Origin of the sequence: Patulibacter medicamentivorans, assembly GCF_000240225.1 — a bacterium.
In the GTDB taxonomy this organism is placed as follows: domain Bacteria; phylum Actinomycetota; class Thermoleophilia; order Solirubrobacterales; family Solirubrobacteraceae; genus Patulibacter; species Patulibacter medicamentivorans.
Map to the genome: position 1 here is coordinate 44,263 of NZ_AGUD01000003.1, position 22,630 is coordinate 66,892.

29 protein-coding genes are annotated in these 22,630 nt (G+C 71.6%); 13 read left to right on the forward strand and 16 right to left on the reverse strand.

Features of this window, described 5'->3' with window-relative positions; all coding sequences use genetic code 11:
* Window positions 1-25: 25 nt before the first annotated feature.
* The 12 genes from PAI11_RS00265 to PAI11_RS00315 form a co-directional block, all read right to left on the reverse strand.
* Entirely contained in the window at window positions 26-232 is a 207-nt protein-coding gene (locus PAI11_RS00265) for a hypothetical protein (RefSeq protein ID WP_040597359.1), read from the reverse strand.
* A gap of 414 nt (window positions 233-646) precedes the next feature.
* Window positions 647-1,624, reverse strand: a complete 978-nt coding sequence (locus tag PAI11_RS00270; protein ID WP_138974015.1) for a hypothetical protein — start codon at window positions 1,622-1,624, stop codon at window positions 647-649.
* 410 nt (window positions 1,625-2,034) lie between these two features.
* Window positions 2,035-2,886, reverse strand: coding sequence for a zonular occludens toxin domain-containing protein (locus tag PAI11_RS00275; RefSeq protein WP_138974016.1), 852 nt, complete (start codon window positions 2,884-2,886; stop codon window positions 2,035-2,037).
* 353 nt (window positions 2,887-3,239) lie between these two features.
* Window positions 3,240-3,533 (reverse strand): hypothetical protein, encoded by a 294-nt coding sequence (locus PAI11_RS00280; RefSeq protein WP_040597363.1) that lies wholly within the window; start codon window positions 3,531-3,533, stop codon window positions 3,240-3,242.
* Window positions 3,533-4,975: a PASTA domain-containing protein gene (locus tag PAI11_RS00285; RefSeq protein ID WP_170320664.1), complete on the reverse strand. Its 1,443-nt coding sequence runs from the start codon at window positions 4,973-4,975 to the stop codon at window positions 3,533-3,535. The genes PAI11_RS00280 and PAI11_RS00285 overlap by 1 nt, the downstream gene beginning before the upstream one ends.
* 56 nt (window positions 4,976-5,031) lie before the next feature.
* Complete coding sequence (locus PAI11_RS26650; protein WP_040597365.1) at window positions 5,032-5,313, reverse strand: hypothetical protein; 282 nt, start codon at window positions 5,311-5,313, stop codon at window positions 5,032-5,034.
* Window positions 5,314-5,360: 47 nt separating this feature from the next.
* Window positions 5,361-5,501, reverse strand: coding sequence for a hypothetical protein (locus PAI11_RS26655; protein WP_170320665.1), 141 nt, complete (start codon window positions 5,499-5,501; stop codon window positions 5,361-5,363).
* Window positions 5,498-5,848, reverse strand: coding sequence for a hypothetical protein (locus tag PAI11_RS00295; RefSeq protein WP_040597366.1), 351 nt, complete (start codon window positions 5,846-5,848; stop codon window positions 5,498-5,500). Before PAI11_RS00295 ends, PAI11_RS26655 begins: the two co-directional genes overlap by 4 nt.
* A 254-nt stretch (window positions 5,849-6,102) precedes the next feature.
* Entirely contained in the window at window positions 6,103-6,309 is a 207-nt protein-coding gene (locus tag PAI11_RS00300; protein ID WP_138974018.1) for a hypothetical protein, read from the reverse strand.
* 55 nt (window positions 6,310-6,364) lie between these two features.
* A complete protein-coding gene (locus PAI11_RS00305; RefSeq protein WP_007569626.1) occupies window positions 6,365-6,733 on the reverse strand; it encodes a hypothetical protein in 369 nt (122 codons plus the stop codon).
* Window positions 6,730-7,101, reverse strand: coding sequence for a hypothetical protein (locus PAI11_RS00310; RefSeq protein WP_007569629.1), 372 nt, complete (start codon window positions 7,099-7,101; stop codon window positions 6,730-6,732). The genes PAI11_RS00305 and PAI11_RS00310 overlap by 4 nt, the downstream gene beginning before the upstream one ends.
* Window positions 7,102-7,485: 384 nt before the next feature.
* Complete coding sequence (locus PAI11_RS00315) at window positions 7,486-7,902, reverse strand: MerR family transcriptional regulator (RefSeq protein WP_007569630.1); 417 nt, start codon at window positions 7,900-7,902, stop codon at window positions 7,486-7,488.
* 55 nt (window positions 7,903-7,957) lie between these two features.
* On the opposite strand from PAI11_RS00315, the gene PAI11_RS00320 reads away from it, so the two are divergent.
* On the forward strand, window positions 7,958-8,917 hold the full coding sequence (locus PAI11_RS00320) for an oxidoreductase (RefSeq protein WP_007569631.1): 960 nt from the start codon (window positions 7,958-7,960) through the stop codon (window positions 8,915-8,917).
* Between the two features lie 29 nt (window positions 8,918-8,946).
* Here the strand turns inward: PAI11_RS00320 and PAI11_RS00325 are convergent, their stop codons facing one another.
* Window positions 8,947-9,678, reverse strand: coding sequence for an SDR family oxidoreductase (locus PAI11_RS00325; protein WP_007569632.1), 732 nt, complete (start codon window positions 9,676-9,678; stop codon window positions 8,947-8,949).
* A gap of 68 nt (window positions 9,679-9,746) precedes the next feature.
* Here PAI11_RS00325 and PAI11_RS00330 point away from each other — a divergent pair, with 68 nt between their 5' ends.
* The 9 genes from PAI11_RS00330 to PAI11_RS00370 all read left to right on the forward strand — a co-directional run bounded on the left by PAI11_RS00330 (window position 9,747) and on the right by PAI11_RS00370 (window position 17,302).
* Window positions 9,747-10,343 (forward strand): TetR/AcrR family transcriptional regulator, encoded by a 597-nt coding sequence (locus PAI11_RS00330; RefSeq protein WP_007569633.1) that lies wholly within the window; start codon window positions 9,747-9,749, stop codon window positions 10,341-10,343.
* Window positions 10,344-10,348: 5 nt separating this feature from the next.
* Window positions 10,349-11,356, forward strand: coding sequence for an NADP-dependent oxidoreductase (locus PAI11_RS00335; RefSeq protein ID WP_007569634.1), 1,008 nt, complete (start codon window positions 10,349-10,351; stop codon window positions 11,354-11,356).
* A 103-nt stretch (window positions 11,357-11,459) separates the two neighbouring features.
* Entirely contained in the window at window positions 11,460-12,215 is a 756-nt protein-coding gene (locus PAI11_RS00340) for a hypothetical protein (protein WP_007569635.1), read from the forward strand.
* Between the two features lie 167 nt (window positions 12,216-12,382).
* Window positions 12,383-13,018, forward strand: a complete 636-nt coding sequence (locus PAI11_RS26045) for an arsenate reductase ArsC (protein ID WP_007569636.1) — start codon at window positions 12,383-12,385, stop codon at window positions 13,016-13,018.
* 13 nt (window positions 13,019-13,031) lie between these two features.
* A complete protein-coding gene (gene arsD, locus PAI11_RS00350) occupies window positions 13,032-13,409 on the forward strand; it encodes an arsenite efflux transporter metallochaperone ArsD (protein WP_040597371.1) in 378 nt (125 codons plus the stop codon).
* A 2-nt stretch (window positions 13,410-13,411) separates the two neighbouring features.
* Window positions 13,412-15,199, forward strand: a complete 1,788-nt coding sequence (arsA, locus tag PAI11_RS00355; protein ID WP_040597405.1) for an arsenical pump-driving ATPase — start codon at window positions 13,412-13,414, stop codon at window positions 15,197-15,199.
* A 72-nt stretch (window positions 15,200-15,271) separates the two neighbouring features.
* Complete coding sequence (locus tag PAI11_RS00360) at window positions 15,272-16,009, forward strand: metallophosphoesterase family protein (RefSeq protein ID WP_007569648.1); 738 nt, start codon at window positions 15,272-15,274, stop codon at window positions 16,007-16,009.
* Between the two features lie 33 nt (window positions 16,010-16,042).
* Window positions 16,043-16,453 (forward strand): hypothetical protein, encoded by a 411-nt coding sequence (locus PAI11_RS00365; protein WP_138974019.1) that lies wholly within the window; start codon window positions 16,043-16,045, stop codon window positions 16,451-16,453.
* A 69-nt stretch (window positions 16,454-16,522) separates the two neighbouring features.
* On the forward strand, window positions 16,523-17,302 hold the full coding sequence (locus PAI11_RS00370) for a hypothetical protein (RefSeq protein ID WP_007569652.1): 780 nt from the start codon (window positions 16,523-16,525) through the stop codon (window positions 17,300-17,302).
* 56 nt (window positions 17,303-17,358) lie between these two features.
* On the opposite strand, the gene PAI11_RS00375 is transcribed toward PAI11_RS00370, so the two are convergent.
* Both PAI11_RS00375 and PAI11_RS00380 read right to left on the reverse strand, forming a co-directional pair.
* Complete coding sequence (locus tag PAI11_RS00375; protein WP_007569654.1) at window positions 17,359-18,243, reverse strand: peptidase inhibitor family I36 protein; 885 nt, start codon at window positions 18,241-18,243, stop codon at window positions 17,359-17,361.
* Between the two features lie 109 nt (window positions 18,244-18,352).
* A complete protein-coding gene (locus PAI11_RS00380; protein ID WP_040597375.1) occupies window positions 18,353-18,928 on the reverse strand; it encodes a dihydrofolate reductase family protein in 576 nt (191 codons plus the stop codon).
* Window positions 18,929-19,093: 165 nt separating this feature from the next.
* Between PAI11_RS00380 and PAI11_RS00385 the strand changes: the two genes are divergently transcribed.
* Both PAI11_RS00385 and PAI11_RS27715 read left to right on the forward strand, forming a co-directional pair.
* Entirely contained in the window at window positions 19,094-19,723 is a 630-nt protein-coding gene (locus PAI11_RS00385; protein ID WP_050897040.1) for a GNAT family N-acetyltransferase, read from the forward strand.
* Window positions 19,724-19,826: 103 nt separating this feature from the next.
* Window positions 19,827-20,687: a VldE C-terminal domain-containing protein gene (locus PAI11_RS27715; RefSeq protein WP_211656531.1), complete on the forward strand. Its 861-nt coding sequence runs from the start codon at window positions 19,827-19,829 to the stop codon at window positions 20,685-20,687.
* A 24-nt stretch (window positions 20,688-20,711) separates the two neighbouring features.
* On the opposite strand, the gene PAI11_RS00395 is transcribed toward PAI11_RS27715, so the two are convergent.
* Entirely contained in the window at window positions 20,712-21,707 is a 996-nt protein-coding gene (locus PAI11_RS00395) for a GlxA family transcriptional regulator (RefSeq protein WP_007569660.1), read from the reverse strand.
* Between the two features lie 104 nt (window positions 21,708-21,811).
* Here PAI11_RS00395 and PAI11_RS00400 point away from each other — a divergent pair, with 104 nt between their 5' ends.
* Window positions 21,812-22,630 (forward strand): dienelactone hydrolase family protein, encoded by an 819-nt coding sequence (locus PAI11_RS00400; RefSeq protein ID WP_007569662.1) that lies wholly within the window; start codon window positions 21,812-21,814, stop codon window positions 22,628-22,630.

Here is a 22,630-nt window from a genome sequence, read left to right on the forward strand (position 1 = left end):
GCCACGTCATAATGCTGAGCCTAGCTCACGATTCGGTCAGCGCCAGAGCGAACGCCCGGAGCGCCCGAACTTCCATGTAGCTCACCTGCCGGTCTACGTCCGGGGCGAGCCATTCGCCGGCGAACCGCATCATCACCAGGTCCAGCGCATCCGGATCGCCCCGACGCGCAGCCTGCAAGGCCTCCGCGGCGTAAGCCGCCGGGCTCTGTCCGCTCTCGGCGTCTGCTGCCATGGCAGCACGATCCCGGCCAACGCGCGGAATCGACAGCGCTACGGACGATCGACCGACCCGAACAGGTTCAACTGCGGCCCGGCGTCGTCCAGGTCGACCGCACAGCGCCAGCATCGCCCTCGGCCAGCAGCAGCGTGCCGGGCCGCCCGAGCGGCCGTATAGCCATTACGCGTCCACGTCACGACGACGGCTAGCCGCTCGCCGCACTCCGGGCACGCGAAGACAACCAGGTGACGGCCCCAGCGCGGCGACCATTCGAACCGCCAGCGGCGCGTCCACGCCGGTAGCCCGCGATCGGACCGCACGTCCCGGAGGTTCCACGGCGGCGCAGTGACCGCTACGCCGTCGTCGGGTCTGGTTCGGTGCATATCGAACGATTCGCACACGGCGATGACCACAGACGCGAGCCTGGACCTACGTCGTACGCACGACGTGGTCGACGCCCATGCGCTCCAGCGCCGTCCGGAGGTCCCGATACCGCGCGACCGGCGCCGTCGTGGCCGACCAGCCGGCGCCCTCCGTGATCGCCTGACCGTCGGGCGCAATCCCGACGTCGACGCCCTCGGCGTACTCGGCCACGACGTACCACCGGCTCCCGATCTTGATCCGCTTCACGAGCCGGGGCCGGTCCCACTCGCGCGCCCGCTTGGCCTCATCGAGCGCCGTCCGCCACTCGCTGGCCCACACCTCCTCGGGCAAGTCCGGCGCGTCGGCCATGACCTCCGGATCGACCAGCGCTCGCGCTGCCCTCCGCACGCGCTTGTCCTGCTCCAGCTGACGGACCTCGCGCCGCAGTTCAACCAGGCGGCCACCGAAGTAGCCCTTCGACGGCCGCAGCCGCTTGAAGCCCTTCGCCAAGTCAGCCGGCGGAGCCTGCGACGGCTTGTTGTGATGGTGCGTGAGGTACTTAGCTGCCGCCCACGGCGACCCGATCTCGGCCACCTCGACCCGGTGCGCCCCCGTCCGCTCCGACCAGACACCCCGAACGACGTCCTCCAACGTCATCACCGTCCCCCAGCGCCCCGTCGGACGCGCCACCAGGTCCTCGGCATAGACGCCCTTGAGCAGCAAATGCAGGTGCACCCTCCGCAAGCCGCCGCTCTTCCGCGCCCGACCGCTCGTCCACTCGACGAAGGCCAGGTACTCGCAGTCCGGACAGCGATGACGGATCGCCTTCACGACCTGCTCGACACCGCGACGAAGCTGCTGCGCCGTGGTCGCCGGGTCGACCGTCGTCAGCGTCATGACCGTCCGCGGGTAGCCACCCCGCTCGGCGTCAAGATAGACGCACTGCGCCGTTTCGATCGCATAGAGGAACGCGCACCAGGCGCAGCGGTTGCTGCTGCCGCACCTAGCGCCGACGAACCGACCGTCCGGCGACAGCCAGCCCATCGACTTCGACCGCCGCACGCAGTCCCGCGCCGGCCCATCATGGTCGACCCCGAACGGATCGTCCGGGTCACACCAGTCAGCCACGGTCCGTAACGCGCTCGAGGACGTTACGGATAGCACTAGCCAGCGGGCTCCACGGCCGGTCATCCGTAACGCCGGCGATCGCGTTACGGATAGCTGCAGCGTCCTCGGGCTCGACGACACCTCGACCACCACAGCACGGGCACCGGCGCGCCTCCTCGGCTGCCCGCCGCCGGGCCCAGAGCCGCGCGCGGTAGGCGGCTTGCCGGCACCGCCCCGAGCAGTACCGAGCGTCCCAGCGGCCCTCAAGGATCGGCCGCGCGCACTGCTCGCACATCCGGGCCGTCTTTGGCGCGTTGCCGTTCGTCACCCTCGGACCTTTCCCTCTACTAAGACAAGGGAGCGGCCTGCGGCCGCTCCTGCTCGGGGTCGCTGGCCGGTTCCGTCTCCGGCGGTGCGGCGTCGTCCGGGGCGGGGAGCGCGGGCGACTCCGCGGGCACGCTGCGCGTGCCAGCGGCTCCGCCCGTGCTCTCCGTCCCGGCGATCGGCGCTCCGGCCTCGGGGGTGCCGGCGTCGTCTCGTGGGAGCCAGATCGGGTTCTCGGGGATGAGGTCGGCGGCCGATGCCAGGGCCAGCGTGTTGTAGAGCCGAGCGCGCTTATCGAGCCGGTAGACCTCGCGCTTGACGACGCTGTTGGCGATCGACTCCCATGTCCAGATCGCGACGAACAGGTTCATCGGGAAGATCGGCATGCCGGCGACCTTCACGCGCTTCAGGTTGCGCAAGAAGATCCGGTACTCGGCGAGGGCGCGGATCTGCGCGTCGATCGATTCGGCCCGCTGGGTGATTAGGTAGATATCCCAGCCGAGGTGCCGGTGGGCGCTGAAGAACCGCAGGTACGTGTTGCGGTCGCTGTCCTTCCACGAGCGAGCGTTGAGCCACACGTGAGCTTCGTCCAGCACCATCACGCCGCGCCCTTCCTTGCTGCCCTTGAGTCGGATCGACATCAGTTCGGTGATGTCGGCCGAGCTGTGGAACCGCCTTGGGTAGCTGCGGGCGTAGGCGGTGGTGCGGCCGGGGATCACGCGGCGGAACGGATTGGCCTTGGCCAAACGCTCCTCCCACCCGTCGCTGAGCGCGATGTTGGTCGCGACAGGGATCCCGGCGTCAAGCGCCGCGGCGATCCGTCGGACGCAGCTGAACGACTTTCCGGATCCGGGCGGGCCCTCGACAATCGCCATCACCGGGCGATCACCGTCACCATGAGGACGAACGCTGCCGAGAGCAGCAGCAAGAACGTGATTGGGTCGACCGGCGGCATCAGAACGCCCGTCCGATCTCACGCGCAACCGCGCCGGCCAAGCGACCGACCGTCCCGCCGCCGAACGCGGTGGCCACGACGGAACCGAAGCCCAGAATCAACCACATGCGCAAGCTCATCGCCGGCGCCTCCTTCCCGAGAAGGTCGCCGCGATGGTCCGCGCGACCCGATTGAAGATGACCGCCTGGACCACGAGCAGAGCCGCAGGCAGCGGGTTGGCGATGCAGAACCCCACCACCGCCGTGAGACCGCTCGTGACAGCGTTCAGCACCGCTAGACCGCCTTGACCCAGCGGGCCACGATTCGGATGCCCAGCCAGGTGATGTACATGGCGACGAAGCCCGAGAACACGCCGACCAGCTGGACGACCGGGAAGACCCAGTTGAGCCATTTCACGCCGGCCGGTGGGTCCGGGACGGCCGGCATCAGCGGCAACTGGGAGAGGACCCAGAGGATCGTGGAGCCGATAGCCGCGGCGACGATCGAAAGGGCCAGCAGGATGCCGGCGCTCCCACTGTTGACGGCCTGGCCGAGTCGGCCCGCGATCCTGCCCAAGAGCTTGAGCATCAGTCGTCTCCCATCCGGTGGCCTGTGACGAGACCGAAGAACTGCCAGGCCATGAAGAACGTGCCGAGCACCAAGAGGCCGGTGCGTGCGATCTCAGCGACCGGATCCACCACCGAGGCGTCCACCACGATCTTGTTGTTGCCGAACGGCACCGGCACTTCAAAGTGCGGTGCTTCACGCTCGCTGCCCCACTTTTCGAAGAAGCTAAGCGTCCAGCACGGGACGCCGAACGGGAACACCGAGCACGGCGTCGGCACCTTGAACGGTCCGAGACTGAACGTGCCCGGGTCAACCGGCGGGTCCGGGTCTTCCCCACCCTCCCCTACTTCGGGCGCCGTGTCCGGGTTCGTGTAGACCCGGACCTCCGCCTCAGGATCAAGGCGAGTGCCCGCCTGGGGTGAGGTGCGGACCGCTTCGTTCGGGCCGCGCTCGGCGTCCATGGTCGCGTCGGTCAGATCGACGCGAGTGATCGTCCCAACGACGCCAGCCGACCGAAGGCGAGCAACGTACTGGTCGTACGTCTCGTGGGCCTCGACCGTCAGAACCTTCGGGCGCTCATCGGTCGGGTCCTCGTAGGTGCCCGGGTCCAGCTTGTATTGAAGCCAATCAGCGATGTCGCCACCGTGCGGATCTGCCTTGATCGCGTCGGCCATTTGCTTCGCCCAGTCGACCTCGGCCGGGATCGTCAGCGCGCGATTAGGGACGGCCGGGTCGTCAGCGTTGGCCCCGGTCTTGTGCTCGATCGTCACGCCGTCCTGGTCTGTGCGTGCCCAGACGCTGTCGCCGTTCGGGGCGCCGTGCAGGACGAAACCGGTCGGCACCGGATTCGGCGCGTTCGTAACGTAGTACTGCGAGTTCCCAGTCGGGTAGGTCGGTCCGTACTGCGGACCCTGCGACGCGATGTACAAGTACGTGAACCACACGCCCTCCAAGTCGGCCGGAAACGCCGCGTGACTCGTGCTCGCCGACCAGGCACCGACCGAATCGTTCGCCCACGCCGACGGACCGCTCGAGGAACCTGCCGGCTGCCGCCGCACTTGGTACCTGTCGAGGTCGTTGTTCCAACGAATCTGGAGCGCATCGGCCTGGTTCACCGACCACTGCACCGCGCCGCCGGGGCCGCCTGCGACCGGCGACGCCTTGTAGAGCCAGCACTCCAAGCCTCCGGGTTGCGCTGCAGCGCTTCGGCACACTTCGTTCACGGCCAAAGCGAGGCCCCCAAGGCCGGTGACCCGCGCCGCCGTTGGCAGGAAGCCCTTGGTCAACCAGCCCGACACTCGACCGAAGAGCGACGAGCTCTTCGTCGCAAGCTGATTGACGGCGGCACCGTCCTGTACCAAGGACTGCACAGCCGGCCTCAACTGCCCGGTCCCGTCAGTCAGGAACTCGACCTGACCGGGCGTGATGACCTTCGCGGATGCCGGTCCGGCCGTCGCTCCCACCCACACAAGGGCGAGAGCGACGGCCGTAATGATGGTTGCGAGGCGCGCTCGTCCTATCAGGACGGCTTCTTGGCGACACCGAGCTTCCGCATGAAGCCGATGCCGATCAGGATCCCCGTCACGACGCCGACGACGGTCAGCGCGACCGGCAGCGCGGCCGTGATCTGACCGTTGATCCCCTCCGTCACGTCGCCGTAGTCCACCGTCGGCGGCGTCGACTGCGCCGAGGCCATCGCCGGCACCAGGCCGGTCGCCGCCAGCGTGCCGGCGGTCACCGCCGCGCGGGTCTTCCAGGAGACGCGAGGCGTCTCGGTGCTGCGGGTGATCTGGGTTCCCATACGGAACCTCCTCCTTGCTCGTGGGGACGGGTTCGGTCATACGCGCGTCAGGTCCCCAGCAGACGACGCATGAATCGCAGCCCGAAATAGGCCGCGAAGATCAGAAGGGCCACCTTCACGTGCGTCCCGATCGCCGCGTTGAGCGCGTCGAGATCGGGACCACGATCGATCGATTCAGCCCAGGTCATCGGTCAGGCCTCGTCGCCCACACGAACCCCGCCGCGAGCAGCAACGCGAACGGGATGCCGGCCAACCACCACAGACCGCCGCGCACGCCGTCGTACATCGCCGCCAAGCCGTCCCGGTCCTCCCCCGAGAGCTTCACCGTGCTCGTCGTAGCGTCGCCGTCACCAACCGCCTGGCGGACCGCTTCGACCTTGGCGACGATCGCCGCGGCATCATCGTGAGCACGATCGGCCTGCGCCGCCGCCGCGGCGCCACGCGCCACCTGATCGTCATGCGCCCGCTCAAGCTGAGCCCGAACGACAGCGCAAAGCCCGACCAGATCGCGACGCAGATCCCGGGTCTCCCCCACACCCTCGTCCGCTCCGCCATAGACCGCCGGAGCGTCAGGGCAGGAAGGCAGCGGCGCCGGATCCTCGGCGCGAGCAACCCCTGCGGGCACAACGAGCAGCGCAGTGACAACAGCGGCGACGACCGGCCGGCATCGAATGGTGCGTGAGCGAGTGGCAGCCGCCGTGGGAGCCGTCTCCGGCAGATTGGGGCGCTCGTCTGGGGTTGGGCCGGAGACGGCCACGAACGCCCCGCAGGGGGCGCTACGGCCTGGCCTCAGCACGGCGAACCGCTCCGCTCACTACCCATCCGGAAGCCGCGGGCATACGCCTCCGTCAGCACCCGGTCCATCTGGACGTCCCGCTCCGTCGGGTCCTGCCGCACCGTCGACCAGATCCAGCCGCGAAGCTCGCCAGCCGCCTGGACCGTCACAACCGCGTCGCGCGATCGCTTGCCCTCCTGCCAGCGATCGAAGATCGCCACGAACTCCTCCACCGACCCACGCGTTGGCGGCTCTGTCACCGGCACCGACATCGCGCTAGCTCAGCGTCCGGCACGGGCCGACGATCGACGCCGCCAGCACCGCGTGATGCACACGCGTCACGATCGGCTGCGCCGGCTCACCCGTCAACCACCGATCGCAACGACGCAACACGATCACCACGTCGTCCTGCGCGACCCACGCCGCGTCCAAGCCGTCCTCGCGATCCCAATCGGACTCCAGCCCGATCCGGTTCACCAGCGCCGACCACGGCCGATCAGCAACGCCCGCGCGACGCTCCGCATGCGACTCCTGAAGCGCCAGGTGCTGCAGCCACGCCCGATCCCGCGGCACCAGCCGCAGCCGCCAGCACTCACGCACCGTCGGGATCGCCGCCGCGACCGCCTCCGCGATCACCGGATTCATGCGCCAGCGGGAGTCGGCACCTTCGCGCCGGCCTTCGCCGCGCCGTTGGCCTGTGGCGCAGCCGGGCTGCCCGGCTGAGCGAACCGACCGACGATCAGCTGTGAGCCGTACTCGTCACCCTGCTCGGCGGCGCGCACGACCCCGACGATTCGGACCTGATCTCCGCGCTCGATGCCCTCGAACGCCACCTGATCGCGCTCCAGCTGGTTGACGCGCACCCGCAAGTGCATCGGCTCACCCGAGAGCGGGTTGTCCAGCTCGAAGTAGAGGACCTCGGAGCTGTTGAACGTCTTGCCGTCGCGCTGGAACTCGCGCGACTGCTTGCGACCGCGGAACTCCGCGACCACATCGACGGGGACGGTGAACATGCAGCGGACCTCCGCGTTGTACGGAGGCCCACCGACCGGCCTACACGACCGACACCGGGGTACTCCGTGGCTTCCTAAGACGCCGCGAACCTAGCGCGCGTCGAGGACGGAGTGCAACCGGCACGATTGGCCGAAAAGAGGACGCGGCCCGGGCCGGGGAAGGTGTCTTAGGCCTGCCACGGAGTGGTCCCAGCCCAGGCCGCGCAGGACGCAGGCTACCACCGGCCAAGGTGCGTAGGCAGCAGATCGATTATCGAGCGCAGAATATGCGCGAAGACCCCCGTTGCCACGGGCGATTCGCCACGCGGCGCTCCAGCGCACGCGCGTTACGCGCAGCCGGTGGTCGGTTCGCAGTCCGGACGGATGCCGCCCGCGACTCGAAGATCACCGATCCGACGGGTCCCAGACGCCGCTGGCCGTCCCGTCGCGCACGTGACGCTCGTAGGTGGCGACCTTCGCGTGGATGACTTCGAGGTCGTCTCGCAGCGCGGCGATCTTCTCGCGCACATGGCGCTCGTGCTCGCGGAGGATCGCCAGCCGCTGCTGCTCGTTTCCGGGCCCCTCCCGGACCAGGTCGACGAAGCGCCGGATCGCGGCCAGCGGCATGCCCGACGCGCGGAAGCGGTTGCAGAGCAGCAGCCATTCGACGTCGGCCTGGTCGTACACCCGGCGCCCGGCGCTCGACCGGGGAATCGGCCGCAGCAGCAGGCCCTCGCGCTCGAAGAACCGCAGCGCGTGGACGCTCAGGCCGGTGGCCAGCGCGACCTCGCCGATCGTCAGCTCGCCGTCGACGGGCTCCATGACTGCACCTTACGGCCTTGACCTAGAGTTATGTCTAGCTCCTAGCATCGCTGCCATGACGGCTTTCGCGCAGCACCCGATCGGCTCCGGGTTCGACGCCCACAGCACCGCCGACGACGTCCTCGCCGGCATCGACCTGGCCGGACGGACGGCCCTGGTGACGGGAGGCGGGTCGGGTCTCGGGCTCGAGACGGTCCGCTCGCTCGTGGGCGCGGGCGCGCACGTCGTGGTCGGCTGCCGTCGCGTCGAGGCGGCCGAGCGGGCGCTCGTCGGCGTCCCGTCCACCGAGGTCGCCGAGGTCGACCTCGGCGACCTGCGCAGCGTCGAGCGGTTCGCTGACCGGTACCTGAACGGCGGCCGCCCGCTGGACCTCGTGATCGCCGGCGCCGGCATCATGGCGTGCCCGCAGACCCGCGTCGGAGATGGCTGGGAGGCGCAGTTCGCCACCAACCACCTGGGGCACTACGCGCTGGTCAGCCGGCTGCTGCCGGCGCTCGTCCCGGGGCGCTCGCGGGTCGTGACGGTCTCGTCGGCCGGCCACTTCCTGTCGGGGATCCGCTGGGACGATCCGCAGTTCGCGCAGGGGTACGACCGCTGGCTCGCCTACGGCCAGTCGAAGACGGCCAACGCGCTGTTCGCCGTCCAGCTCGCCGCGCTGGGCGCAGCTCGCGGGATCGCGGCGTTCTCGGTCCATCCCGGAAGCATCCTCACTCCGCTGCAACGCCACGTCCCCCGCGACGAGCAGGTTCGCCTGGGCTGGATCGACGAGCAGGGACGGCCCGCCGCGGGCTTCAAGACGCCGCCGCAGGGTGCCGCGACCGCCGTCTGGGCGGCCACCGCGCCGCGACTGGACGCGCTCTCCGGCGTCTACTGCCAGGACTGCGACGTCGCCGCGATCGCGACCGACGACGACATGCTGCGCGGCGGCGTCAAGCCGTGGGCGATCGACCCCGGCGAGGCCGCGCGGCTCTGGGACCTCTCCGCGGAGCTCGCCGGACTGGACGCCTTCGCCTGATCGCCTCCGCGGGCCGCAGGGCCCGCGGCTCAGTCGGTCGCCGCGGCGTGGTCGCGTTCGATCATCGGGTAGAGCACGCGCTGGTCGTCGCTGAGCGCGCTCTTCACCTGTCGGCTGATGTCGTCGACGATCGCCTCGGGCTCCCCCGCCTCGAGGGCGTCGAGCGAGGCGTGGGCGACCACCGACGGATCGGTCTTCTCCGCCTCCAGGCCGGCCGTCAGGTCGGTGTCGACGTAGCCGACGTGCACGCCGACGACGTGCGTGCCCTGGGCCCGCAGCTCCATCCGGGCCGCGTTGGTGTAGCTCCAGGCCGCGGACTTCGTCGCCGAATAGGTCGCGAGGATCGGGCTGGCCACCCACGAGCCGACCGACAGCACGTTGACGAACGCGCCACCGCCGTTGGCCTTCAGGACCGGCGCGAACGCCTGCGTGGTGCGCACGATGCCCAGCACGTTGACCTCGAACTGCCGACGCGCGCCCTCCAGGTCGGCCTGAAGCGGCGATCCGGGCTCGGCGATCCCGGCGTTGTTGATCACCAACTGCACGTCCCCCGCCAGCGCCGCGGCCGCGAGCACGTCGGCGTCGTCGGAGACGTCCAAGCGCACGGCCTGAACCCGCGGGTCGCCGTTGTCGACCGACTCGGGGTCCCGGGCGCCCGCGTAGACCTTGCTCGCGCCGCGCTGCAGCAGCGCGGCGACGATCGCCTTCCCGATCCCGCGATTGGCGCCGGTGACCAACGCGACGGTTCCCTCGATCTTCATGCCCTGCTCCTCAGTTCTGGATGACGATCGACATCCTAACATGTGGATGTTGTGTACCATCCTGAGACATGGGGCACACGAAGGCGCAGAAGGCCGAGAACCGCGAGCGAATCGTCGCCACGACCGCACGACGAATCCGGGAGCAGGGGCTCGAGCGGCCCGCCATCGCGGAGCTGATGCGCGAGGTCGGCCTGACGCACGGCGGCTTCTACAAGCAGTTCGGCTCACGCGACGAGCTGATGGGCGAGGCCGTCGAGCGCGTCATGGCCGAGACCGCAGCGCGCATGGCCGACGTCGTGGACGGTGCCGACGATCCCCTTGGGGCAATCGCGCGGGCGTACGTCTCGGCGCAGCATCGCGACGATGTCGGCGGCGGTTGCGGCCTGCCGGCGCTGAGCGCCGAGGTCGCGCACGCGGGCGCCCGTGCGCGGAACGCCTACCGGGCGCAGGTCGAGCAGTACGTCGCCGCGCTGGCGGCCCTGGACGACGCGGGCCGCGAGCTGGCGATGGTGCGCCTCAGCGCCATGGTCGGCTCGATCCTGATCGCCCGCGCCCTCCAGGGCACGCCCGAGTCCGACGCCTTCCTCGACGCCGTCCGGGACGCGATCGCCGCCCCCGACGGCGCCCTTCGGGCCGCCGCCCCCGACACCGCTCCGGGCGCGTGACGCCCATGAAGGCCTGGGTGGTCTCGAAGTACGAGCGGCCGCTGGAGCTGGCCGACCGGCCGGAGCCCGAGGTCGGCGACCGCGACGTGCTCGTCGAGATCCACGCCGCCGGCGTCAACGTGCTGGACGAGAAGATCCGGACCGGCGAGTTCAAGCCGATCCTCCCCTACGAGCCGCCGTTCACGCTCGGGCACGACCTCGCCGGCGTCGTGATCGGGATCGGCGCCGGTGTCAGGCGGTTCTCGGTCGGCGACGAGGTCTACGCCCGTCCCCGCGACCAGCGAATCGGCACCTTCGCCGAACGCCTCGCCGTCCATGAGGACGACCTCGCCATCAAGCCCCGCAGCCTGTCGTCCTCCGACGCCGCCTCGGTGCCGCTGGTGGCCCTGACCGCCTGGCAGGCGCTGGTCGAGATGGCCCAGGTGCAGCCGGGCCAGAAGGTGCTGGTCCACGCCGGTTCCGGCGGGGTCGGCACCTACGCCATCCAGCTGGCCAAGCACCTCGGCGCGACCGTCGCCACGACCGCCGGCGCCGCCAACCACGACTGGGTCCGGGAGCTCGGCGCCGATCAGGTCGTCGACTACCGCCGCGAGCAGTTCGACGACGTCCTCTCCGGGTTCGACGTCGTCCTGGACTCCCAGGGCGAGCGCTCCGTCCGCCGGTCGCTGACCGTCCTCAAGCCCGGCGGACTGGTGATCGGCATCGCCGGTCCGCCGGACCCGACGTTCTCGCGCGGGGCCGGGCTGCCGCTGCCGGTCCGGCTGGTCACCCGCGGCCTCAGCTGGAAGGCCCGGCGTGCCGCCCGGCGCCTCGGCGTCCGGTACCGGTTCCTCTTCATGCGCGCCGACGGCGCACAGCTGCAGCAGATCGCGCAGCTGATCGACGATGGCACCCTCCGGCCCGTCGTCGAGCGCAGCTACCCGTTCGCGGAGGTGCCCCAAGCGCTCTCGCACGTCGCGAGTGGGCACAGCAAGGGCAAGGTCGTCGTCGAGGTCGTGGGAGCCGACCGATGAGGCTCGACCTTCCCGGCCGCACCGTCGGGCGCTCGCTAGGCTGACGTCGCAGGCTTTTCTCAAGGCCGCAAGCAAAAGTCAAGCGAAGGCCGGGGGCGGCTACGTGAACGACCTACTCGACGACGTCCTCGCGGCCCACGGCGGCGCCGAACGCTGGCGGTCCGCTTCGGCGATCACCGCGCGGGGACGGCTGGGCGGCCTGCTCCCGAAGCGCTTCCCCGGCAACAAGCTCGCGCGCTTCGCCGTTCAGGTGCAGGTCGCCGAGCAGCGCACCGTCCTCCACGACTTCCCGCAGGCCGGAAGGCGCGCCGTGCTCGACCGGGGCGACGTGCGGATCGAGACCGACGACGGCGAGCGGCTCGACGCGCGAACCGACCCACGCTCGGCCTTCCGCGGGCTGCGCGGAGTCCGCCGCAACGTCCACTGGGACCCGCTCGACACCGCCTACTTCGCCGGATACGCCTTCTGGAACTACCTGACCGCGCCGCTGCTGCTGGCCCGTGACGACGTCGCGGTCGTCGAAGCCGAGCCCCGGCGGGAATCCGGCCAGCGGTGGCGCCGGCTCCAGGCCACGTTCCCGGCGGGGATCGAGACCCACTGCCGCCACCAGGCCTTCCACGTCGACGCCGACGGCCTGATCCGCCGCCACGACTTCGTCGCCGAACCGGTGGGCAGGTGGGCCAGCGCCGCCCTCTTCTGCGACCGGCACCGGCAGTTCGACGGCCTCCTCTTCCCCACCCGACGACGCGTGCTCCCACGCGGTCCCGGCGGTCGAGCGCTCCCCCGGCCGACGCTGCTGGCGCTCGACTTCGACGAGATCGAGGTCGAGCGCCGAGCAACGGCGTCGCCGACGCGCTGACGCCCTGGGGCAGGGAGCTTCGCGGGCCGATCGCCGCGCTGCTGAACTGGTGGGCCGCGCGGCGCGACGCGGCCGGATCGACGTCGATCAATCTACATCGATCGATTGAACCGACACCTGTCAATGGATAGGCTGCGGGTCGATGGTCCCCACCAAGGAGCGCTGACATGCGCCACGTGCTGTTCGTCTGCAACCACAACGCGGGCCGCTCGCAGATGGCCCAGGCGTTCTTCGAGAAGCACGCGCCGTCCGACATCCGCGCGGAGTCGGCCGGCACCCAGCCCGCCAAGCGGATCTGGCCGACCGTGGTCGAGGCGATGGCCGAGGTCGGGATCGACGTCGCGGGGCGCAAGCCGCGCAAGCTGACCGTCGAGATGCAGCTGCACGCCGACTGGGCCCTCACGATGGGCTGCGGCGACGCCTGCCCCTACGTGCCGACCACCGTCCAGGCGTGGGATCTGCCCGACCCCGCCGATCAGCCGCTGGAGCGCGTGCGCGAGATCCGCGACGAGATCGAGCGCCACGTGCTGACCCTGATCGACGAGCACCTCGTCGACATCTACACCGACCGCACCGCCCACCAGCTGCGGCTGCAGCGGCTGCTCCCGGACCTGCAGCACGAGTTCGGCGCGTCCCACGACGCCGCCCTGATCCGCTCCTGCGCGGACCGGATCCTCGGCGACTACGACGAGGCGGCGGTTCGCGGCCACGTCCTGACGCTCGTGCACCGCCGCACGCGCGAGTGCCTGATCGCGGGCGAGTGCGACGCGCCCGCCCTCCCGTCCTCCCTGACCACCGCCTGATCGGAGCCTGCTGATGAAGTTGGAAGTGTTCGACCCCGCGATGTGCTGCTCGACCGGCGTCTGCGGGCCCGGCGTGGACCCGCAGCTGGCGCGCTTCGCCGCCGACCTCGGCTGGCTGCAGGAGCAGGGCGTCGAGGTGCAGCGCTACAACCTGGCCCAGCAGCCGCAGGCGTTCGTCGCCAGCACGGCGGCCAAGGACGCGCTGCGGCAACACGGCGAGCAGGCGCTGCCGCTGCTGGTGCTCGACGGCGCCCCGGTCAGCCACGGCAGCTACCCCGACCGCGACGCGCTCGCCCGGCTCACGCTCGCCGGCCTGGTTCCCTCCGGCAGCGCGCTGCCGATCGCCGACGAGCAGGCCGGCGGGTGCGGGTGCGGTCCCGGCGGCTGCTGACGATGACGCCGACCGGCTATCGCCCGCTGCTCGATGCCGCCACGCGGGTGCAGTTCTTCACCGGCAAGGGCGGGATGGGCAAGACCACGCTCGCCTGCGCGACCGCCGTCGCGCACGCCCGGGCCGGCCGGCGAACGCTGATCGTCTCGACCGACCCGGCGTCGAACCTCGACGAGGTCCTCGCCACCCCGCTGACCGAGACGCCGCGCCCGGTCGCCGACGTCGAGAACCTGCTGGCGGCGAACATCGACCCCGAGCAGGCGGCCGCCGCCTACCGCGAGCGGCTCGTCGGGCCCTACCGCGGATCGTTGCCGGAGACCGCGATCCGGTCGATGGAGGAGAGCCTCTCCGGCGCGTGCACCGTCGAGATCGCCGCCTTCGACAGCTTCGCCCGCCTGCTCGGCGACAGCGACGCCACGGCGGGGTTCGACCAGGTGATCTTCGACACCGCCCCGACCGGCCACACGCTGCGGCTGCTGGCGCTGCCGGCGGCATGGACCGATTTCATCGACACCAACACTTCGGGCACCAGCTGCCTGGGCCCGCTCTCGGGCCTGGCCGGCCAACGCGACCAGTACGCCCGCGCGATGGACGCGCTGCGCGATCCCGACACCACGACGCTGGTGCTCGTCAGTCGCCCCGAGAGCGCGGCGCTGGCCGAGGCCGAGCGCACCAGCCTCGAGCTGGCCGGGGCCGGCATCGCCCACCAGCTGCTGGCCCTCAACGGCATCCTCACCCCGGCCGGCGACGGCGACGACGCGACCGCCGAGGCGATGGCCGACGGTCAGCGCCGCGCGCTGCAGGCCCTGCCGGTCGGGCTGGAGGATCTGGATCACGTCCGGGTGCCGCTGCTGGCGTTCGCGCCGATCGGCTCCAGCGCGCTCGCCGACGTCCTCGACGACCGCGCCCAGTCCCGGCGCGGCGCCCCGGCGGCGCCCGCTGCGCCGGGCCCGGTGATCGACGGCGCTGCCGACGGCGGGTTGGCGGCGTTGGTCGACGAGCTCGAGCAGGTCGGTCGCGGCGTCGTGATGACGATGGGCAAGGGCGGGGTCGGCAAGACGACCGTCGCCGCCGCCATCGCGACCGAGCTGGCGCGCCGCGGCCACCCCGTCCACCTGACCACCACCGACCCCGCCGCGCACGTCGCGCGGACCGTCGCCGACGAGCCGCCCGCCAGCCTGCGGGTCTCACGGATCGACCCCGTCGCGGAGACCGCCGCCCATACCGCCCGCGTCCTCGCCGAGGCAGGCGCCGATCTCGATGCCGACGGCCGGGCGCTGCTCGAGGAGGACCTGCGCTCCCCGTGCACCGAGGAGATCGCGGTCTTCAGCGCGTTCGCGCGCACGATCGCCGAGGGCGAGCACGGCTTCGTGGTCCTCGACACCGCCCCGACCGGCCACACCCTGCTGCTCCTGGACGCCGCGCAGGCCTACCACCGCGACGTCGAACGCAACAGCACCGGCGTCGAGGCGGCGGTCGCCCAGCTGCTGCCGCGGCTGCGTGACCCCGATTTCACCCGGATCGTGCTCGTGACGCTGCCCGAGGCGACCCCGATCCACGAAGCCGCCCGTCTGGCCGAGGACCTCCGTCGCGCCGGGATCGAGCCGTGGGCGGCGGTGGTCAATCAGAGCCTCGCCGCGACCGGTACCACCGACCCGACGCTCGCCGCCCGCGCCGACCGCGAGCAGCGCTTCCTCGCCGAGGCGCACGCGCTCGCCGAGCGTCGCGCGACGCTCGCCTGGCAGCCGACCGAGCCCGTCGGGCAGCAGCTCGCGCAGCTCGCCGCCTGAGTTCCGGCGAGCGCCGCTCGTTCACCCAGTTCCGCCCGTTCCGTCCGTTCGACCGCAGGCTTCTCGATCTCCATGGCCACCGTCCCCCGTCACGACCGCGTCGCGGTCATCACCGACATCCACGGCAACCTGCCCGCGCTGCGGGCCGCACTCGCCCGGATCGACGAGCTCGCCATCGCCGACATCTACTGCGGCGGCGATCTCGTCGGCTACGGCCCGTACCCGAACGAGGTCTGCGCCCTGATCCGGGAACGCCGGATCCCGACGATCTACGGCAACTACGACTACGCGATCGGCCGCGACCTCGACGACTGCGGCTGCGCCTACATCACCCCGCACGACCGCGACCTCGGCCAGCAGTCGGTCGTCTGGACCCTCGAGCACACCAAGCAGGCATCCAAGGACTTCATGGCCGGCCTGCCGTTCGACTTGCGCTTCCAGGTCGGCGACCATCGGATTCACCTGGTGCACGGCTCGCCGCGCAAGGTCAACGAGTACCTCTTCGAGGACAAGCCGGCGTCGCTCTACGAGCGCCTCGCCGCCAAGGAGGACGCCGACGTCCTCGTGTTCGGCCACACCCACAAGCCGTGGGTCGCCGACATCGCCGGCGTGCGGTTCGTCAACTGCGGCTCGGTCGGCAAGCCGAAGGACGGCGACCCTCGCGGAGCCTTCGCGATCCTCACCGCCGCCGACGACGGCGTCGACGTGGCGATCGAGCGCGTCGAGTACGACGCCGCCGCGGTCGCCGAGCAGGTTCGCGCCGCCGGCCTGCCCGGCGAGTTCGCCGACAAGCTCGTGACCGCCAGGTAGCGTCGGAGACCTGGCCCATGACCAGGACCGGCAATGGCAGATGACCAGGCATCCGCGATGGCGGAGATCTCGCAGGCGATCGCCGGCGGGATCCTGAGGTTGCCGGCGCTGCGCGACCGCGAGTGGGACACGTACTCGATGGTCGCCGAGGTCTCCGACGGCGTCTCCAGGACGACGGCGTACCGCTACCCGCGATCGGGGCCTCCGGTGCCCACCGAGGCACCGGAGGACGACGACCTCTTCTGGGACCTGCGCGATCGGATGCGAGGCGCCGACGGAGGGACCTGGGACGTCGTGCTGGTGAAGATCGATCGCGACACCGCGACCCTGGTGATGACCTTCGCGTCCGGTGCCGCGGCCGACGGCTGGCGCGTCACCCCGGAGAACATGGCCCGTCTTCCGGAGGCCCTGCGCCCGCGTCCCGAGGACTTCGAGGCGGACTGAGAGCGTTCGACGACCGGACCCGTGGAACCACCGATGCGCCCCTCCCCCCGGCGCCCGTAGCCTGCGCCGATGCCGCTGCGACCACGCCTGCGCCCGATCCTGGTCCTCGGGCTCGCCACGACGCTCGTCGCCGTCCCCGCCGAGGCGATCGGGTCGGCCCCGCGCCCGGCCGCGCCGCACGCCACGGCGACCGTCGCGAGCAAGAAGAAGAAGCGGCCCCGCAAGGGCCGGGCGAAGCCGGCCAAGACCACGGCGACCGTCAGCGGATCGTGGACGATCACCCGCTCGGGCGAGCTCAACGGCGGCATCGAGAGCGAGAAGGTCACCGTCACGATCAAGGACGGCAAGGCGACGTTCCCCGACCAGACCGGCCGCACCGCCAAGGGCAAGGCCGACGTCGCGATCACCTACCAGGGCACCTACAGCACCGACGATCGCTCGTGGCACGCCGGCTGCGACCACGAGGAGCGGACGTCGACCGCGACCTTCCACGACAGCTACCCGATCTACGTCTACGGCACCAACCGGCGGACGGTCGACGGCGACGAGAAGAAGCTCTCCAACGGCTGGGGCGTCGAGGTGGCGTGGCCGTCGGTCTCGAAGATGGGCCTCGTCACGACCGGCTACTTCGAGGACTGGGAGTCGATCGCGATGCAGAACTGCCTGCGGACGTCGATTGACGCGCCGCTCGGTGGCTGGAACGTCCAGTTCGCGACGACGCTGAGCGCGACCGGCAGCCTCAACGGCGGCGGCAAGGGCGTGCTGCTGACCCACGCCCAGACCGATGCCGACCAGACCGAGAAGGCAGACGGCCGGATCAGCTTCTCGAAGTCGGTCGAGAAGCGCTGACGGCGACGGACGGCCGGCTCGTCGCGCGCGAGCCGGCCGCCGTGCGACGCCGCCGCTCAGCGGATGTTGTAGCCCCGGGCCTGCCAGAACGAGGTCGGATCCGGGTTGTCGAGGGTGTAGTCGTTGACGCTCTTGGCCGCCAGCGTCCGGCGGCCGAGGCGCATCTCGACGTGGGTGTGGGCCGCGCCGCTGGACGAGACGCCGCGCCATGCCTCGGTGGCGATCTGCTGGTCGCGGGCGACGTGGTCCCCCACCGTCACGCTCGAGAGCGGCGCCGAGTGCAGGTAGATGACGGTCTTGTCGTAGGTCGCGTTGTAGACGGCGATCGTCGACAGCCCACCGCTGCCGTTGGCGCCGCGAACGACGTTGACGACCTCGCCGGACACGAGCGCGTGGACCGGCGAGCCGACGCTGCGCGCGATGTCGATGCCCTCGTGGCGGCCCGGGGTGTTGACGTAGCCGTCGAACCCGCAGGTGATGCTGCCGCCGCTCAGGTCGTAGAGCCCGAACGACAGGTTCGTGTTCCCGGTCGTGCTGGTGTTCAGCTTGTGCGACGCGTTCTCGTTCTTGAGCGTCGCGTTCAGGTTCGCCACGGCGCCCGCCGCGAAGCCCTGGCTCGCGCCCGAGTAACCGCTGTTGTAGTAGACGGTGACCGCGCCCGTGGTGCGGTTCCAAACCGACGCGGCGTTGTTCTTGACGCACAGGCCCTGGCCGGCCCCGGCCCCCTTGAACTCGTAGCAGTCGGGCTGCGACGAGCCGTAGTCGGAGATCGAGCTGGTGAAGTCCGAGACCGAGCCCTGCCGGTCGCTGTTGTAGTACAGGCAGAACTCGCCCGACTGGCAGATCCCGTCGCGGGCGGCCGCGTTGGCCGATGGCACGGCGATGACCGCCGCGCTCAGGAGCGTCCCGGCGATGCCGGCGAACGCGAGCTTCTTCTTCATGACGAGCTTCCTGATCGTTTACGGGCGACACACGCGCGCCCGGGGCGCAGCATCCCAGGCACGTCGGAGCCAGCTCGTGTCCGACCGGTTACCGCCCGCGGCGCGGCGGCTAGCGGACGACGTCGTAGACGAGCTTCTGGATCCCGTTGCCGTAGGACGCGCTCTCGACCAGGGTCAGCATCTGCTTGTCCTTGTCGGTCTCGCTGAACAGCCGCTTGCCGGCGCCGAGCAGGGTCGGGAAGACCAGCAGGTGGTAGCGGTCGATCAGCCCCGCGTCGGCCAGGTTCCGGTTGAGGGTCGCGCTGCCGTGGATCGTGATCGCGCCGCCGTCGGTCCGCTTCAGCGCGGCGACCTCGTCGAGCGAACGGAGGATCGTGGTCTCGCCCCAGTCGTCGACCAGGTCACCCTCCTGCAGGGTGGTCGAGACGACGTACTTCGGCATCGCGTTGTAGCGCGGGAACTCCTCGGTCATCGTCGGCCAGACCGGCGAGAACGCCTCGTAGCTGACCCGCCCGACCATCATCGCGTCGGACTGCTCCTGCTCGCGACCCTTCAGCTCGTAGGCCTCGGGCAGGAACTCGAGGTCCTCGAAGGTCCAGCCGCTGTTGCGGTAGCCGGGCTCCCCGCCGGGGGCCTCGACGACGCCGTCGAGCGACATGAAGGCGGTGGCGATGAGGGTGCGCATGATCTGTTGTCTCCTGGTGCGGGTCGTGGTCGTGTCGTGCGGGTTCCCGCCGTCGCACGCTGTCATACAGGTGCCCGCGGGAGCGCGTCTTCGCGGACAAGGACCGGAACGGCGGCCGGGACTCATCGGTCGCGCGCGTCCTGCCCGCCGCAGTAGGGTCCAACGATGGCCGGATCGCCCGTGCGGAGCCCCGTCGCCGTCGCCGCCGCCGCGACCGATCAGTCCACGATCGTCGACACGCTGACCGCCGCGTTCGCCGAGGACCCGGTCCTCAGCTGGGTGTTCCCCCGGGCCGCTACCCGCCCGCGGGACGGCCGCCACTTCTTCTCGTTCCTGGCCACCCGCCTGCTGCCGGGCGGCGAGAGCTGGACGACGGACGGCGGCGCCGCGCTCTGGGCGGCGCCCGGCCGGTGGCGCGAGACCCCGGGCGAGCTGCTGCGGCTCGGGGCGGCGACGGCCCGCGGCGCATGGCCGCACTGGATCCGCGTCCTGCACGGCCTCGGCGCGGTCGAGGCCCGGCACCCGCGCGAGCCGCACCTGTACCTGGCCGCGATCGGCGTCCTCCCCGGACGCCAGGGCGAGGGCCTCGGCTCGGCGCTGCTCGCTCCGGGGCTGGCCCGCTGCGACGAGCTGGGACTGCCCGCCTACCTCGAGAGCTCCAACCCGCTGAACGTCCCGCTCTACGAGCGCCACGGGTTCGTGGCGACCGAGCGGCGAACGCTGCCGAAGGGCCCGCCGGTCACCCTGATGTGGCGGCCGGCGGTCGGCCAGCGGGTCGGCGAGGGCGTCTCGTAGACGTCCCGACACCGGATCCGGATGGCCGGGCCGGTCGCCCCGACCATGAGGGCTCTCTGAGAACCGCCCCACGGCGGCGGCGCCAGCGGCGATAACCATCGCCATGCGTTCCGTCAGTCCCGTCCCCAGCCCGACCGGCCGCCGCCGGGCCACCACCGCCGTCGCAGCGGCCGCCCTCGCCTGCCTGCTCACCCCATCCGTGGCCGATGCCGCCACCGGCGTCGTGACCGTCAACCCCGGCTACACGCTGGGCGCCCGCAGCGCGCCGAGCACCACGGCGCCGAAGACCCGCCGACTCGCCAACGGCACGCGGGTCAGGATCGTCTGCCAGGTCCGCGGCACCCGCGTGACGGGCCGCTTCGGCACGTCGCGGCTGTGGGACAAGCTGGCGGCCGGCGACTACGTCAGCGACACCTACGTCCAGACCGGCAGCGACGGCCGGGTCGCGCCGCCCTGCGGCGGCGACACCCCGCCGCCCCCGCCCCCGCCCCCGGCGCCGGCGCCGGCCGCCGACGCGTTCCACTACGACGATCCGGGCGCCTGGCGGGGCCCGAGCAGCTGCTCGGGCACCTTCACCCCCGGCGCGCAGGCGCTGCGGACGTGGCTGAAGGCGAACTACGCCTACACGCGATCGATCGGCGGCTACAGCTGCCGGCCGAACACCGCCAACACCAGCCAGCTCAGCCTCCACGCCGAGGGCCGCGCGCTCGACTGGATGGCCGCGGCGGGCAAGCCGGCGCAGGCGCGCGCCGTCAACCGCTTCATCGCCCGGGTCTCGAGGGACAACTGGCGGCTGGGCCGCGCGATGGGCATCCAGGAGCTGATCTGGAACCGCCGGATCTGGACCGCGACCTACGCCTCGTCCGGGTTCCGCCGCTACACCGGCCCCAACCCGCACGTCGACCACATCCACATCGGCATCAACCGCGCCGGCGCCGCGAAGCGGACCAGCTTCTACCGCTAGCCCCGGGTCCACCGGTCGGCCCGGTCAGGCGGCCAGCGCCGCCGGCTCGGTCGACCGGAAGCGGGCCCGGTAGTCGGACGGGCCGACCCCGAGCACGCGCAGGAACGCGCGGCGCATCGTCTCGGGGCTGCCGAAGCCGCAGGCCGTCGCGATCGCCTCGACCGGCGTCGCGGTGGCCTCCAGCTGCTCGCGGGCGGCCTCGACCCGGACCCGCTCGACGAAGCGGGCGGGGGTCGTTCGCGCCTGGTCGGCGAACAGCCGTCGCAGGTGGCGCTCGGAGACCGCCGCGCGGGCGGCGAGCCGGGCCAGGCGATGGTCGCCGGCGGGATCGGCCACGATCGCGTCGAGGACCTGGCGGACCGGCGTGGAGACCGTGCTCGGCAGGGCCAGGCGCTCGGAGAACTGCGACTGCCCGCCCGGCCGGCGCAGGAACATCACGGTCCAGCGGGCGACGGTCCGGGCCAGCTCGGGGCCGTGGTCCTCCTCGATCAGGGCCAGCGCCAGGTCCATCCCCGCGGTCGACCCGGCCGACGTGACGACCGGGCCGTCGCGGACGAAGATCCGGTCGGGCACCACCGCCACGCGCGGATGGCGCCGTGCCAGCTCGGCGCCGAACGCCCAGTGGGTCGTCGCGCTGCGGCCATCGAGCAGCCCCGCGTGCGCCAGCAGGAGCGCGCCCGTGCAGACCGAGCAGGTCCTGCGCGCCCCGCCGGAGACGCGCTGCAGCCCGGGCGCCAGGCGCGGGTCCCCGAGGGCCTCGTCGATCCGCATCCCGCCGCCGACGATCAGCGTGTCGACGGCGCGCGGCCGGACGTGGCCGAGCGCGACGTCGGCCATCAGGCGCAGGCCGCCCGAGCCGCGGATCGGCCGTCCGTCGGGCGTGGCGATCAGCAGCTCGTAGCCGCCGCGACCGCCGAGCGCCTGGGTCGCGGCGTCCAGCAGCTCCGCCGGACCGGCGACGTTCAGCAGCTGCATGCCGTCGAAGGCGACGAACACGACCTGGCGCCTGCGATCGGCCACGGCCGGATCGTGACCGCCAGGCGCCGCGTCCGCAAGGCCATCTATCCCTCGGATCCGGCCAACCGTCGGGCGGGAGCGGCGCGCCGCCGGTACGAACTGCGGGCATGCCGCACCGCAGCCCCGACGTCGACGACCCGCTCGAGGACTTCGATCCGCGCCGGATCACCCTCGACGGCGTGACCAGGACCGTGCAGGTCGCCGGTCGCGGGCCGGCGGTGATCGTGATGGCGGAGATGCCGGGCATCAGCCCCCACGTCGCCCGCTTCGCCCGCTGGGTGCGGGACGCCGGCTTCACCGTCTACATGCCGTCGCTGTTCGGTCGCGACGGCGCCGTCGCGACCGTCGAGGACGGCACCGCGATCCTCGAGCGGGCCTGCGTCAGCGCCCAGTTCCGGGCCTTCGCCGGCGGCGGCTCGAGTCCGGTGACGACCTGGCTGCGGTCGCTCGCGCGGCTGGCCCACGAGCAGTCCGGCGGGCCCGGCGTCGGTGCGATCGGGATGTGCTTCACCGGCAACTTCGCGCTCACGATGACGCTCGAGCCCGCCGTCCTCGCCCCGGTCGTCGCACACCCGTCGCTGCCCTTCGACGATCCGGCCGGACTCGAGATCGCGCCCGACGAGCTGACCGAGGTCCGCGAGCGCCTGGAGCGGGACGACCTGACCGTGCTGGCCTACCGCTTCCGGGGCGACCGCTTCTGCCGCGCCGAGCGGTTCGCTGCCTACGCCGAGGCGCTCGGCGACCGCTTCGTCCCGCGCGAGCTCCCCGACAGCGCCGCCAACCCGAGGACCTCGCCGTTCTTCGAGCACGTCGTCGCGAGTCCGCACAGCGTCGTCACCGCCCACCTGATCGACGAGGCCGGGCAGCCGACGATCGCCGCCCGCGACGAGATCCTGGCGTTCTTCGGGCAGCGGCTGGGCGCCTGA